A 13219-nucleotide genomic window follows, 5' to 3' on the forward strand; every position below is an offset into this window, starting at 1 on the left:
CCGCGTGCAGCGGGACGGGGCTCCGGTCTGTCCGGGGGCCGGGTGTCAGACCTCGACGGAGTCCCTCGGGGCGTCCGTCGTGTCCGCGACGGCGGGCTTGCCCTTGCCCATGAGCCCGCGCACCACGCCGATGGCCACCACGACCAGCGCCACCAGCACCGACAGTGTCACGACCTCGCGGTTGCCGTCGTCGAAGAACATGTAGCCGATGACGAAGACGATCATCGCGGCGGTCGCCCACGTCAGATACGGGAAGAGCCACATCTTCACCGTCAGCTTCTCCGGGGCCTCGCGCTTCAGGATCCCGCGCATCCGCAGCTGGGTGAGGCAGATCGCCAGCCAGACGAAGAGCGCGACCGCACCCGAGGAGTTCAGCAGGAACAGGAAGACGGTGTCCTTGTTCGTGTAGTTGAAGATGACGGCGACGAAGCCGAACACCACCGAGGCCAGGATGGCGATGACCGGCACGCCGCGGGAGCTGGTCTTCGCGAAGGCCTTCGGGGCGTCACCGCGCTCGCCGAGCGAGAAGGCCATCCGCGAGGCGGTGTAGAGGCCCGAGTTCAGGCAGGACAGCACGGCGGTGAGCACGATGACGTTCATGATCTGGCCGGCGTGCGGGATGCCGATGGAGTCGAGGGCCGCGACATACGAGCCCTTCTCGACGATCGACTCGTCGTTCCACGGCAGCAGGGTCAGCACGACGAAGATCGAGCCCAGGTAGAAGACGGCGATCCGCCAGATCACGCTGTTGGTGGCCTTGGTGACCGCGCGCCGCGGGTCCTCGGACTCGCCGGCGGCCAGGGTGACGATCTCGCTGCCCATGAAGGAGAAGACGACCATCAGCACACCGGTGAGGATCGCGCCCGCGCCGTTGGGCAGGAATCCACCGGCGTCGGTCAGGTGCGCGAAACCGGCGCCGGGGTTGTCGGAGCCGGGCAGCACGCCGAACACGGCCAGCAGACCGATGACCACGAACGCACCGATGGCGACGACCTTGATGCCGGCGAACCAGAACTCGAACTCGCCGTAGGACGCCACGGAGGCGAGGTTGGTCACGGTCAGCACGGCCATGACGATCAGCGCCCAGGCCCACTGCGGCACGGCCGGGACCCAGCCCTCCAGGATCACCGCACCGGCGGTGGCTTCGACCGCCAGCACGACGACCCAGAAGAACCAGTACAGCCAGCCGATCGAGAAACCGGCCCAGCGGCCGAGAGCGCGGTCGGCGTACGCCGAGAAGGAGCCCGAGTTGGGGCTCGCCGCGGCCATCTCGCCGAGCATCCGCATCACGAAGACAACCATCGCGCCGACGAGTACGTACGACACGAGGATGGCGGGGCCGGCCTTGGCGATGCCGCCGGACGAGCCGACGAACAGTCCGGCGCCGATCACACCACCGATCGCGATCATGGAAAGATGGCGGTTCTTCAGTCCGGCCTTGAGACCGTCGGAAGGCTGCGAAATACCGGGTTCGCCAGTGGTTTCGCCTGCCTTCGTAAGGGTCGGCTGGGGGTTCATGGACGATTCCTTACGTGTGCGGGTCGCTCGGGTGACGAGCCCCCGCATTCAAGCCGGTGACCCGCCGGTACGGAAGACCTGACTCCGGATCGTGACGCGAGCCACGTGGCTCTGTGTTCCGTCCGGATGACACCCGGTCGTCCGACAGGGCCCGTGCGACGGACCCCGCTGACGCCTGCCCGGCATCGCGCGTGCCACACTCGGATCATGCGCGTGTACCTCGGCTCCGACCATGCCGGTTTCGAACTCAAGAACCACCTCGTCGAGTGGCTCAAGGCCCACGGCCATGAGCCCGTGGACTGCGGTCCGCACATCTACGACGCCCAGGACGACTACCCGCCGTTCTGCCTGCGCGCCGCCGAGCGGACGGCCGCCGACCCGGACAGCCTGGGCATCGTGATCGGCGGCTCCGGCAACGGCGAGCAGATCGCAGCGAACAAGGTCAAGGGCGTGCGAGCGGCCCTCGCCTGGAGCGAGCAGACCGCCGAGCTCGGTCGTGAGCACAACAACGCCAACGTGATCTCCGTCGGCGCCCGGATGCACACGCAGGACGAGGCGACCAAGTTCGTCGAGATCTTCCTGAACACCCCCTATTCGGGTGAAGAGCGTCACACCCGCCGCATCGAGATGCTCTCCGTGTACGAGACCACCGGCGAGCTCCCCCCGATCCCCGCGCACCACCCGCAGGAGCCGACCGCCTGATGCCCGAAGGGCACACCATCCACCGACTGGCCGCCGACTACCGGGAACGGTTCGGCGGCCGGTCCGTTCGGGTCACGAGCCCGCAGGGCAAGTTCAGCGATTCCGCGGCGCTGCTGGACGGTGCCGCGCTGGAGCGCACCGAGGCCCACGGGAAGCATCTGTTCCTCGGCTTCGGCGGTGGCGGCGAATGGGTCCACATCCACCTCGGGCTCTTCGGCAAGGTGGCCTTCGGCGACGCACCGGCCCCGCCCCCCACCGACACCGTGCGGCTGCGGCTCGCCAACCCCGACGCGTATGTGGATCTGCGCGGCCCCACCACCTGCGCCCTGATCACGGACGGCGAGAAGCGCGCGATACACGACCGGCTCGGCCCCGATCCGCTGCGCCCCGACGATGGCCCGGACCGTGCCTGGACCAGGATCTCCCGGTCCCGTACGACGATCGCGGCACTGCTGATGGACCAGAAGGTGATCGCGGGCGTCGGCAACGTCTACCGCGCGGAGGTCCTCTTCCGGCATGGCATCGATCCGTACCGGGCGGGCAGGGATCTCACCGAGCGCGAGTGGGATGCCGTCTGGACGGACCTGGTGGCGCTGATGCGCGAGGGCGTACGCCACAACCGCATCGACACCGTACGGCCCGAGCACACCCCCGAGGCGATGGGCCGGCCACCGCGCGTGGACGACCACGGTGGCGAGGTGTACGTCTACCGCAGGGCCGCGCTGCCCTGCCACATCTGTGGTGGCGAGATCCGCACCGCCGACCTCGCCGCCCGTAACCTCTTCTGGTGCCCGGGGTGCCAGCCGCGCTGAGTGCTCCGTCGGTCATCCGGTCACGGCACCGGCGACAGGGGCTGACGGCTGCGGTCGCGCCGTATCCGGTCGCCACCGGCTGTATCCGCTGCCGCGCCGGCTTACTACGACATCGGAACCCGTGACATCAGAACCCGTGCGGCAGCCATGGCGCGGGGTCCGAGCCGAAGGCGAGCGAGGCCGCCGCGAGCGTGCCGTCGCGCAGCTCGCGCACCCGGCCCGCGCCGGCCAGCGAGGACAGCGACACCCCGCCCAGATAGGCTGCGCCCAACTCCCGCACCGACAGCGCCAGATCGGGCGCTTCCCTGGTCCGCTCGCATGACGCGCCCTTCGCGTCGCCGGTGAGCCGCCAGCGCCCCTCGTTCCAGGGACAGAACGCGTCCGCCACCTCGAACACCACATCCACCGATGCCTGATAGGTCCGTGCTGCCAGCGCGGCGCCCACATCCACCAGCCGTACGTGCAGCGAGTCCCGAACCCGCACATCGCACCGCCGGATATCGCTGACCATGCCCAGCAGCGGGTCGTCCACCGGCCTGTTGCGCGAGTGCACGGTCGACGTCAGGTCGATGTCGAACACGAAACGCCACAGCGCCGCGTAGGCGGCCGGGTCCAGCGCGTCGACATGCCGCACGGTGATCGAGCCGTTCGGCCCGGAGGAGTTCCACTCGGGTTTGTTGTGGAACCGGACGAATCCGACCACTTCGCCGTCGCGCTCGGCCAGCACGCACTGCATCGGCGACGCGCCCTCCCGCTCGGACGGCGGGTCGAGCAACGGCAGCCGCTCCCAGCCGGGCGTCCGCGCGGGCATCCCGGGCCGCGAGCCGATGGTGTGCCGATAGATCTGCTCGCAGACCTCCGCGGCGTCCGCCACCGGTACGAACCGCAGCCGTATGTCGTCCGTCCCCGGGGGCGCGGCGATGCGCACGCGGCTGCTGTCGATGTCGAGGCTCAGCTGGTGGGTGGCGACCCCGTATCCGAACCGTCCGTAGATCGCGGGTTCCGAAGCCGTCAGCACTGCCAGCGGCTCTCCCCACTCACGCACGTCGTCCAGCTGGCGCCGCATCATCGAGGTGAGCACCCCGCGCCGCCGGTGCGTCGCGGCCACGCTGACCATCGTCACCCCGGCCGCGGGCACGAACCCGCCGCCCGGCACCGAGAGCCGGAAGCTGAACGCCCCGGCGGTGCCGACGCACTCCTCGCCGTCCCACACCCCGATCGAGCGGTCCACCTCGGTCAGGTCGCGGAACAGCTCGCGTTCCTCCCGGGTCTCCAGGACACCGCCGAAGGCGAGTTCCAGCCTGCCGTACCAGTGATCCCACTCGGACCTCTTCAGCACCCGTACATCCGTCGTCATATGCCATGCGTACCAGGGGCCCGCTGCCCGTCGCGACCCGATTTCGCGCGCAATGTCATGTGGTGTTTCCCGTGCAACGTCTTTGGGGGTCCCCCCTGCACGCGGGCCGCGAGGATGGATAGGGTCCACGTCGATGGCACGTGGCGCAGCAGGTTCGTTCGCGGCCCGGCTGCGGAGGTCCGCCCGCCGGGCCCGCACCGCGCTGCGCAAGTCCGGAGTCGACTACTTCCGAGGCGACGGCTCCGACTGGATCGCCTTCGCGGGCCTGCTGCTCGCCATCCCGGTGATCGCCTGCGGCACCATCGCCATGCCGGTCTGGTTCGCGCCCACCGCGATGGTGCTGCCGATCGTCGCGGGCGGGGTGCTGCTGCGGCCCGCGAGCCTCCTTGGGCTCTACGCGGCGGCGGCCAGCGCGCTGATCATCGAGTCGGTCGCCCTCGGCCCGTATCTGGACGGCCCCGCACGTGTCACCCCCGGCACTGTGCTGGTGGTGGCGGCCTGCGGACTCTTCGGACTGCTCATCGCCCAGTTCAGGGCCCGCGTCGGTGTGCCCTGGCGGCGCGGCGGCACCATGCTGTTCGACCTCCGCGAACGCATCCGGGTCCAGAGCGCGCTGCCCAGGCTGCCCAAGGGCTGGCGCCACGAGATGGCCCTGCGCCCGGCCGGCGGCCAGTCCTTCTCCGGGGACTTCGTGGTCGCGGCCCGCACCAACGGCGGCCGTACCTTCGAGGTGGTCCTCACCGACGTGTCCGGCAAGGGCATGGACGCGGGCTCACGCGCCCTGCTGCTGTCCGGAGCCTTCGGCGGTCTGCTCGGTTCCCTCCCGCCGCACGGCTTCCTGCCCGCGGCCAACGGCTACCTGCTGCGCCAGGACTGGGACGAGGGCTTCGCGACGTCCATCCACCTGGTGCTCGACCTGGACTCGGGGGACTACGAGCTCCTCTCCGCCGGTCATCTGCCCGCGCTCCAGCTCAACGCGGGCACCGGCCACTGGGAGGAGAAGTCCGCCGACGGCCCGCTGCTCGGTGTGTACGACGGTGCCCAGTTCGACCCGGTCAAGGGCTCGCTCCAGCCCGGCGATGTGCTGATGCTCTTCACGGACGGCCTGGTCGAGGCCTCCGACCGCGACATCGCGGAAGGCATGGACCGGCTGACGGGCGAGGCGGACCGCCATGTCACCACCGGGTTCGACGGTGCCGCCTGGCACCTGATCGAGGCGGTGGCCAAGGACGTCAACGACGACCGGGCCCTGCTTCTACTGCGGCGCGAACCCTGACCGACACGCCTTGGAGTCCCGTTCATGCCGTATCTCACCCTGACCGAGATCGAGGCCATCGCCCGTGAGGCCCACGCCGCCCAGCGGGACAAGGCCGGGCGCCCCTACACCGAGCACCTCCGGGCTGTGGCGGACGGTGTACGGGCCCGCGGCGGCAGCGACGAGCAGATCGCGGCCGCCTGGCTGCACGACGCGATCGAGGACCATGCGCTGACCCGTGACTGGCTGGACGCCGCCGAACTGCCTGGGTCCGTCAAGGACATGGTCCTGGCCCTCACCAAGCGCGAGGGCGAGCCGCTCGTCGACTACACCCGCCGTGTCCTCGCGACCCCCGGCGCCCTGCTGGTCAAGGAGGCCGACCTCGCGCACAACGCTGACCCGGTGCGCCTCGCTGTACTGGACGAGGCGACCCGGGACCGGCTCACCGGGAAGTACGCGACGGTACGGCGACTGCTCGGGCTGACGGGGACGACTGGGACGTCGGCGACGGGCGGCTGACGCTTCGGCCGCCCCGGCTGTCCCGGCGGAAGGCCCAGGACAGATCGGGCTCCGTCGCCCACCGCATGGTCCGTCGCACCGGAGGCGTACAGAGCAGTGTCACGGCGACGGCGATGGCCAGCGTCAGGACGATCTCCCCGGTGGGTGTGGCCAGCCACGGGTACTGCGGGACCAGATTCCTCCAGTCCAGGGCCTTCACCAGGAAGCCGTGCAGCAGATAGCCGCAAATGGTGCCCGCGCCGAGCACGGTGAACCAGGTGTGCCTGCGCGGCACCCAGGCCAGGAAGGCAGCGGTCAGCAGCAGCGAGCACAGGAACAGCCCGGTGGTCATCACGGGCCCCGCCCACCAGGGCGCGTCCAGGTCCTCGGCGCCGGCCGAGTGGTAGAACCAGCCCATCCGGATGTGCGGCGCCACCAGGTAGGCCACCGCTGCGGCTCCGGCGAACACCGGCAGGGCGAGCAGCCGCACCTCGCGCCTGCGCACGATCTGGAAGTGCTCCGGTTTCAGCAGCAGCCCCACCACGAAGAACGGCAGGAACTGCAGGACCCGCTGGAGGTCGAGGTCCTGCCCGATGCCGGGGGTAAGCGAGCCGAGCGCGGCGATCACCAGTGCGACCGGCAGCGGGTGGCGCAGCGACCGCCACAACGGGGTGGACAGCCGCCAGACGAACAGCGCGATCAGGAACCAGGTCAGATACAGCGGATCGGTCATGCTGAACGGATAACCGGGGTCGTCGTCCGCCCATCGCTTGAAGAGTGTGTACGCCACCTCGAACACGACATACGGCACTACGACCCCGCTGACCAGCCGCTTCAGCTGATCGGGCCGTGCGGTGAAACTCCGTGAGAAGTAGCCCGAGATGATGATGAACGCCGGCATATGGAAGGTGTAGACCAGCATGTACAGCGCCCGTGTGGCGCGGCTGCCCTCCATCACCGGCTCCCAGGCGTGTGCCATGGCCACCAGCACGATCGCCAGGTACTTGGCGTTGTCGAAGTAGGGGTCGCGTCTCGCGCCCTTGGACGGTGCGCCCTCGGACGGCGCCCGGGCTGGTTCAGTCGTCACCGCCGTGGCCGATGCCGCTGTTGTCGCGGCCTTCTCCGCGGTCGCCGTCGTCGTCGCGTGCGCTGTGAGGACGGGTTCCGGATCCCGGGAAGCCTCGGGCGACCGGTCCCTCCGCAATGCATTCGGAGCCTGGAACATTCGAGGCACCTTAGCCGGGCTCATTGATTACGTAAAACGTGCTCGCCGATTCTTCCAATTCACCCATGAAACTACCGCCAAACGCCCCCTATGCCCCAATTAATCCCCCTTAAACAGGGCAAGTTGTGCGCTCGGGAGGGAGTGGTGAATTTACTCACTGATATTGCTTGAATTTCCGGTAACCGGGCTGTGTGTATTTCGCAGAAGTGGGTATACGGGGAGAGCGGACTCCGTGCTAGCCGGATCCGTCGGCCGACGATGTGTCAGCGGGCATCCGCGACCCGGTGGTTGGTGGCACGATGGGGTGGCGGGGGGTGTGCTGGGCCGCGTGCTTCCCGAGTTGGCTAGGTGGACCGACCGAGGGTGTGATCAGTTGTGGCCATTTCACTGTCTGTGGTGCTGCTGTTGGCGATCATCCTCGTGGTGATGGTCCGCGGCGGTTCGATCAAGGCCGGGCCCGCGCTCGTCGCGGCGCTCTTCGGCTTCTTCCTCGCCTCGACGGGCATGGCGCCGTCGATCAACAACTTTCTCGACTCGATAGCTGACTCCATCAACGCGATCAAATTCTGACCGCGCCCACGTGAGCCGTGTGCCTCGCGAAACGCATCAGGGCCAGGCAGAGGAATCGACCTCTGACCTGGCCCTGAGTCTTCAAGAGCGGGCGACGGGAATCGAACCCGCGTAGCTAGTTTGGAAGACTAGTGCTCTACCATTGAGCTACGCCCGCGAGGACCGCGCCATGGACTGCCGACGAAGGTCGTGGGTGCCGTGGCACGAAGAGCATCGTAGCGGGTCCGTGCCGGTGACCGCACACCCATTCCGTCCACGGCGCGTGTGTGCGCCCTCGTGCGCCGTGTGTGCGCAACAAAGGGGTCTGACCACCGCCTTCGGGCATGTACCCTACGTGTCGCACCGAACGGGGTGTGGCGCAGCTTGGTAGCGCGTCCGCTTTGGGAGCGGAAGGCCGTGGGTTCAAATCCCGCCACCCCGACCAGTCACGTACACCTTCAAGGTCACGTTGTGGGGCTCGTCCCGCTTGCGGTTACTATGCAAGCTGCGTGCCCGTGTGTCTGACGAGTGTCTGAAGAACCGGGCCGATCCGCTGAACCGCCGCCGGCACTACGCGCCGCGATGAGTCCAGCAACCCCAGTATTCAGCCACCAAGGAGACCGAACCGTGAAGAGCGCCGTGGAGACCCTGAACCCGACCCGGGTTCGGCTCACTGTCGAGGTGCCCTTCGAGGAGCTCAAGGCCAGCCTCGACGCGGCGTACAAGAAGATCAACCAGCAGGTCACGGTCAAGGGCTTCCGTAAGGGCAAGATCCCGGCCCGGGTCATCGACCAGCGGTTCGGCCGCGCGGCGGTGCTGGAGGAGGCCGTCAACGACGCCCTCCCGAAGTTCTACACCGAGGCGGTCAACGAGGCGGAGATCAACCCTCTCGGCCAGCCCGAGGTGGACATCACCGAGCTGAAGGACGGCGAGACGCTGAACTTCACCGCCGAGGTCGATGTCCGTCCGACCGTCGAGATCCCGGACTACTCCGGCATCGAGGTCGAGGTCGACGCCATCGAGGTCAGCGACGAGGACATCGAGAAGTCCGTGGAGGAGCTCCGCTCCCGCTTCGCCTCCACCTCCCCGGTCGAGCGCGCCGCCGCCGAGGGCGACGTCGTGACGGTCGACCTCGAGGCCAAGGTCGACGGCGAGGTCCTCGCGGACGGCGTGGCCGACGGTGTGCAGTACACCATCGGCTCCGGTGAGCTGCTCGACGGCATCGACGAGGCCGTCACCGGCCTCGAGGCCGGCGGCGAGGCCACCTTCACCTCCGAGCTGAAGGGCGGCTCCGCGCAGGGCAAGGAGGCCGAGGTCACCGTCAAGGTCACCCAGGTCGCCGCCCGCGAGCTGCCCGAGCTGGACGACGAGTTCGCGCAGATGGCGAGCGAGTTCGACACCCTCGAGGACCTGAAGGCCGACAGCCGCAAGCGCCTCGAGAACATGAAGCAGTACGACCAGGCCACCCAGGCCCAGGAGCGTGTCCTCGACAAGCTCCTCGAGCTGGTCGAGGTCCCGATCCCCGAGAAGCTGCTTGAGGACGAGGTCAACACCCGCAAGCACAACCTTGAGCACCACCAGCTCGGCCAGATGGGCCTCGACCTCGCCAAGTACCTGGAGATCCAGGGCAAGTCGGCCGAGGAGTTCGACGCCGAGACCAAGGGCCAGGCGGTCAAGGGCATCAAGACCCAGTTCATCCTGGACGAGCTGGTCTCCAAGGAGAAGCTGAACGTCAGCCAGGAGGAGCTCACCGAGCACCTCATGCGCCGCGCCGCCTCCTCCGGCATGTCCCCCGACCAGTTCGCCCAGGCGATCGTCGAGGGCGGCCAGGTTCCGATGCTCGTCGGCGAGGTCGCCCGCGGCAAGGCCCTCGCCACGGTGGTCGAGGCCGCCACGGTCAAGGACACCAACGGTGAGATCGTCGACCTCGGTGAGGACGACGACGAGGCCGAGGCGTCCACCGAGGACGCGGAGAAGTCCGAGGCCTGAGCCTCACCACCCAACGGGTACTAACGGGCCCGGCCGCATGACGCGGCCGGGCCCGTTCCCTTTGGGCTCGGTTCCGCTTCGGCGGGAGGTGCCCCGCCAGGGGTTTCCGACGCGCGCCGACGGCCGATCATGCTCGGCCGTTCGTTCGTCGCGGCCCGCGCGTGTTCTTCCTTTCGGCGTACGCGCTCTCCCCGCCTTCGGCGGGAGACCCCCCACTTTGGTCACCCGCCCGGCGGGCCGGGGCTCTGCTCCCCCGCACCGGGGCCACCTTGCGCTCCCAGCGAACAGTTCCGGAACCGGGATGGCCGCCGCCCACCAGCGCGTTAGGGTCCATGAATACGAGGGCAGGGGAGTAATCGCCTCCGGGATCGCCCCGGGGGGAGTTCTCCGCCCCGGCAGTACTACAGACGCTGAGACGGCCGCAGCCGTCAGAGACGAGCAGGTGGATTACGTGACGATTCTGATGCCTAACGCCGCCGGTGAGCCGTCTATCGGTGGGGGCCTCGGCGACCAGGTCTACAGCCGGCTGCTCGGCGAGCGCATCATCTTCCTGGGGCAGCAGGTCGACGACGACATCGCCAACCGCATCACGGCGCAGCTCCTTCTCCTGGCCGCCGACCCCGAGAAGGATGTCTACCTCTACATCAACAGCCCCGGTGGCTCGGTGTCGGCCGGCATGGCCATCTACGACACCATGCAGTACATCCCGAACGACGTCGTGACCATCGGCATGGGCATGGCGGCCTCCATGGGCCAGTTCCTGCTCACCGGTGGCTCCGAGGGCAAGCGCTTCGCGCTGCCCCACACCGACATCCTCATGCACCAGGGCTCCGCCGGTATCGGCGGTACCGCGTCGGACATCAAGATCCAGGCCGAGTACCTGCTGCGCACCAAGCAGCGGATGGCGGAGATCACCGCGCACCACTCCGGGCAGACGGTCGACAAGATCATCCGCGACGGTGACCGCGACCGCTGGTTCACGGCTGAGGAAGCCAAGGACTACGGGCTCATCGACGAGATCATCTCCAACGCTTCGGGCGTCCCGGGCGGCGGCGGCACCGGGGCCTGAGCTGCTCCGTCCCGGCTCCGCCCCCAGCCCTTCCTCCAGCCCGCGATACGCCACCAGGATGGTGAACACCGACATGCAGAACAACCTCTCCGCGAGCGGCCTCTACACGGGCCCGCAGGTGGACAACCGCTACGTCGTCCCCCGCTTCGTCGAGCGCACCTCCCAGGGTGTGCGCGAGTACGACCCGTACGCGAAGCTCTTCGAGGAGCGCGTGATCTTCCTCGGCGTGCAGATCGACGACGCCTCCGCCAACGACGTCATGGCGCAGCTGCTGTGCCTGGAGTCGATGGACCCGGACCGCGACATCTCGATCTACATCAACAGCCCGGGTGGCTCCTTCACCGCGCTGACCGCGATCTACGACACGATGCAGTTCGTGAAGCCGGACATCCAGACGGTGTGCATGGGCCAGGCGGCCTCCGCCGCCGCAGTGCTGCTGGCCGCCGGCACCCCCGGCAAGCGCATGGCTCTGCCGCACGCCCGTGTGCTGATCCACCAGCCGTCCTCCCAGACCGGCCGTGAGCAGCTCTCCGACCTGGAGATCGCCGCCAACGAGATCCTGCGCATGCGTGAGCAGCTCGAGGAGATGCTGGCCAAGCACTCCTCCACGCCGATCGAGAAGGTCCGCGAGGACATCGAGCGCGACAAGATCCTCACGGCCGAGGACGCCCTCGCGTACGGCCTGGTCGACCAGATCGTTTCGACCCGTAAGAGCACGGCCGCAGCGGCCGCCTGACACCTTGCCGTCCCTTGGCGTGGTGCACGGGCGTGGTGTACGTCAAATGTGAACCACGCCAAGGGGGGCCCGAACGAGGGTCCCGGCAAGGTACCGTCGGATATGAGGCACCAGGAGCCGCTGAACCAAGCGCTCCCAGGCGAAGGGGAAGCACCTCGTGGCACGCATTGGTGATGGCGGCGATCTGCTCAAGTGCTCGTTCTGCGGAAAGAGCCAGAAGCAGGTGAAGAAGCTCATCGCAGGCCCCGGGGTGTACATCTGCGACGAGTGCATCGACCTCTGCAACGAGATCATCGAGGAGGAGCTCGCCGAGACCTCCGAGGTGCGGTGGGAGGAACTTCCCAAGCCGCGCGAGATCTACGAGTTCCTCGAGGGCTACGTCGTCGGGCAGGAGCCCGCGAAGAAGGCACTCTCGGTCGCGGTGTACAACCACTACAAGCGCGTCCAGGCCGGTGAGAACGGCGGCGGGCAGGGCCGGGACGACGCGATCGAACTCGCCAAGTCCAACATCCTGCTTCTCGGTCCCACCGGCTCGGGCAAGACCCTGCTGGCCCAGACGCTGGCCCGGATGCTGAATGTCCCGTTCGCCATCGCGGACGCCACGGCACTCACCGAGGCGGGCTATGTCGGCGAGGACGTCGAGAACATCCTGCTGAAGCTGATCCAGGCCGCCGACTACGACGTGAAGAAGGCCGAGACCGGGATCATCTACATCGACGAGATCGACAAGGTCGCCCGTAAGAGCGAGAACCCGTCGATCACCCGCGATGTCAGCGGTGAGGGCGTCCAGCAGGCCCTGCTGAAGATCCTGGAGGGCACGACCGCCTCCGTACCGCCGCAGGGCGGGCGCAAGCACCCCCACCAGGAGTTCATCCAGATCGACACGACGAACGTGCTGTTCATCGTGGGTGGTGCCTTCGCCGGCCTCGAGAAGATCATCGAGTCGCGGGCGGGCGCCAAGGGCATCGGTTTCGGCGCCACGATCCGCTCCAAGCGGGAGATCGAGGCCAGCGACCAGTTCCAGGAGGTCATGCCCGAGGACCTGGTGAAGTTCGGCATGATCCCCGAGTTCATCGGGCGTCTCCCGGTCATCACCTCGGTGCACAACCTGGACCGCGAGGCCCTGCTCAAGATCCTCGTCGAGCCGCGCAACGCACTGGTCAAGCAGTACCAGCGGCTGTTCGAACTCGACGGCGTGGAGCTGGACTTCGACCGCCCGGCGCTCGAGGCGATCGCCGACCAGGCGATCCTGCGCGGCACCGGCGCCCGGGGGCTCAGGGCCATCATGGAAGAGGTCCTGATGTCGGTGATGTACGAGGTGCCGTCTCGCAAGGATGTGGCACGCGTCGTCATCACGGCGGACGTCGTGCACAACAACGTGAACCCCACGCTGGTGCCGAGGATCGTGAAGCACGACGGGCGTCACGAGAAGTCGGCCTAGGCCGTTCAGAACTGGCGTCGTGCGCCCGAAGGGCGGCCAAGAAGGGCGACCGCCGGTCGAGACGACCG

Annotated in this window: 12 protein-coding genes and 2 tRNA genes; 10 read left to right on the top strand and 4 right to left on the bottom strand. The window is 68.2% G+C overall.

Annotated features, from left to right (window positions below):
* Positions 1–45: 45 nt before the first annotated feature.
* A complete protein-coding gene (locus ACFV6V_RS13905; protein WP_385563715.1) occupies positions 46–1518 on the bottom strand; it encodes an amino acid permease in 1473 nt (490 codons plus the stop codon).
* A 207-nt stretch (positions 1519–1725) separates the two neighbouring features.
* Between ACFV6V_RS13905 and ACFV6V_RS13910 the strand changes: the two genes are divergently transcribed.
* Together ACFV6V_RS13910 and ACFV6V_RS13915 are read left to right on the top strand one after the other, a co-directional pair.
* On the top strand, positions 1726–2220 hold the full coding sequence (locus ACFV6V_RS13910) for a ribose-5-phosphate isomerase (protein ID WP_385563718.1): 495 nt from the start codon (positions 1726–1728) through the stop codon (positions 2218–2220).
* The gene (locus ACFV6V_RS13915) at positions 2220–3032 is read left to right on the top strand and encodes an Fpg/Nei family DNA glycosylase (RefSeq protein WP_385563721.1); all 813 of its coding nucleotides are present in this window, start codon (positions 2220–2222) and stop codon (positions 3030–3032) included. Before ACFV6V_RS13910 ends, ACFV6V_RS13915 begins: the two co-directional genes overlap by 1 nt.
* A gap of 127 nt (positions 3033–3159) precedes the next feature.
* Here the strand turns inward: ACFV6V_RS13915 and ACFV6V_RS13920 are convergent, their stop codons facing one another.
* Positions 3160–4389, bottom strand: a complete 1230-nt coding sequence (locus ACFV6V_RS13920) for a GNAT family N-acetyltransferase (RefSeq protein WP_385563723.1) — start codon at positions 4387–4389, stop codon at positions 3160–3162.
* Between the two features lie 133 nt (positions 4390–4522).
* On the opposite strand from ACFV6V_RS13920, the gene ACFV6V_RS13925 reads away from it, so the two are divergent.
* On the top strand, positions 4523–5665 hold the full coding sequence (locus ACFV6V_RS13925; RefSeq protein WP_385563726.1) for a PP2C family protein-serine/threonine phosphatase: 1143 nt from the start codon (positions 4523–4525) through the stop codon (positions 5663–5665).
* 24 nt (positions 5666–5689) lie between these two features.
* Positions 5690–6163: an HD domain-containing protein gene (locus ACFV6V_RS13930; RefSeq protein ID WP_385563729.1), complete on the top strand. Its 474-nt coding sequence runs from the start codon at positions 5690–5692 to the stop codon at positions 6161–6163.
* Here ACFV6V_RS13930 and ACFV6V_RS13935 read toward each other — a convergent pair.
* Entirely contained in the window at positions 6087–7367 is a 1281-nt protein-coding gene (locus ACFV6V_RS13935) for an acyltransferase family protein (protein ID WP_385563732.1), read from the bottom strand. The two genes, ACFV6V_RS13930 and ACFV6V_RS13935, sit on opposite strands and share 77 nt — an antisense overlap.
* 375 nt (positions 7368–7742) lie before the next feature.
* Between ACFV6V_RS13935 and ACFV6V_RS13940 the strand changes: the two genes are divergently transcribed.
* A complete protein-coding gene (locus ACFV6V_RS13940) occupies positions 7743–7937 on the top strand; it encodes a hypothetical protein (protein WP_361279595.1) in 195 nt (64 codons plus the stop codon).
* An 86-nt stretch (positions 7938–8023) separates the two neighbouring features.
* On the opposite strand, the gene ACFV6V_RS13945 is transcribed toward ACFV6V_RS13940, so the two are convergent.
* Positions 8024–8094: transfer RNA gene (locus ACFV6V_RS13945), tRNA-Gly, on the bottom strand.
* A 190-nt stretch (positions 8095–8284) separates the two neighbouring features.
* On the opposite strand from ACFV6V_RS13945, the gene ACFV6V_RS13950 reads away from it, so the two are divergent.
* The 5 genes from ACFV6V_RS13950 (at position 8285) to clpX (ending at position 13151) form a co-directional block, all read left to right on the top strand.
* Positions 8285–8361, top strand: a tRNA-Pro gene (locus tag ACFV6V_RS13950).
* 182 nt (positions 8362–8543) lie between these two features.
* Positions 8544–9905 carry a trigger factor gene (gene tig, locus ACFV6V_RS13955; RefSeq protein ID WP_385563736.1) on the top strand — a complete coding sequence of 454 codons (1362 nt, stop codon included), beginning with the start codon at positions 8544–8546 and terminating at the stop codon, positions 9903–9905.
* Positions 9906–10368: 463 nt separating this feature from the next.
* Complete coding sequence (locus ACFV6V_RS13960) at positions 10369–10974, top strand: ATP-dependent Clp protease proteolytic subunit (protein ID WP_385563749.1); 606 nt, start codon at positions 10369–10371, stop codon at positions 10972–10974.
* Between the two features lie 58 nt (positions 10975–11032).
* Positions 11033–11710 carry an ATP-dependent Clp protease proteolytic subunit gene (locus ACFV6V_RS13965; protein ID WP_351566859.1) on the top strand — a complete coding sequence of 226 codons (678 nt, stop codon included), beginning with the start codon at positions 11033–11035 and terminating at the stop codon, positions 11708–11710.
* A gap of 157 nt (positions 11711–11867) precedes the next feature.
* A complete protein-coding gene (gene clpX / locus ACFV6V_RS13970; RefSeq protein ID WP_385563738.1) occupies positions 11868–13151 on the top strand; it encodes an ATP-dependent Clp protease ATP-binding subunit ClpX in 1284 nt (427 codons plus the stop codon).
* Positions 13152–13219 lie beyond the last annotated feature (68 nt).

It is taken from the genome of Streptomyces sp. NPDC059828 (assembly GCF_042731955.1).
In the GTDB taxonomy this organism is placed as follows: Bacteria; Actinomycetota; Actinomycetes; order Streptomycetales; family Streptomycetaceae; genus Streptomyces.

What these genes read in the sequence shown, in the direction of transcription:
- ACFV6V_RS13935 (WP_385563732.1), bottom strand. Translation starts at nt 7,367, where the DNA reads ATGTTCCAGGCTCCGAATGCATTGCGGAGGGACCGGTCGCCCGAGGCT.
- ACFV6V_RS13920 (WP_385563723.1), bottom strand. Translation starts at nt 4,389, where the DNA reads ATGACGACGGATGTACGGGTGCTGAAGAGGTCCGAGTGGGATCACTGG.
- ACFV6V_RS13905 (WP_385563715.1), bottom strand. Translation starts at nt 1,518, where the DNA reads ATGAACCCCCAGCCGACCCTTACGAAGGCAGGCGAAACCACTGGCGAA.
- ACFV6V_RS13930 (WP_385563729.1), top strand. Translation starts at nt 5,690, where the DNA reads ATGCCGTATCTCACCCTGACCGAGATCGAGGCCATCGCCCGTGAGGCC.
- ACFV6V_RS13915 (WP_385563721.1), top strand. Translation starts at nt 2,220, where the DNA reads ATGCCCGAAGGGCACACCATCCACCGACTGGCCGCCGACTACCGGGAA.
- ACFV6V_RS13925 (WP_385563726.1), top strand. Translation starts at nt 4,523, where the DNA reads ATGGCACGTGGCGCAGCAGGTTCGTTCGCGGCCCGGCTGCGGAGGTCC.
- ACFV6V_RS13960 (WP_385563749.1), top strand. Translation starts at nt 10,369, where the DNA reads ATGCCTAACGCCGCCGGTGAGCCGTCTATCGGTGGGGGCCTCGGCGAC.
- ACFV6V_RS13965 (WP_351566859.1), top strand. Translation starts at nt 11,033, where the DNA reads ATGGTGAACACCGACATGCAGAACAACCTCTCCGCGAGCGGCCTCTAC.
- ACFV6V_RS13910 (WP_385563718.1), top strand. Translation starts at nt 1,726, where the DNA reads ATGCGCGTGTACCTCGGCTCCGACCATGCCGGTTTCGAACTCAAGAAC.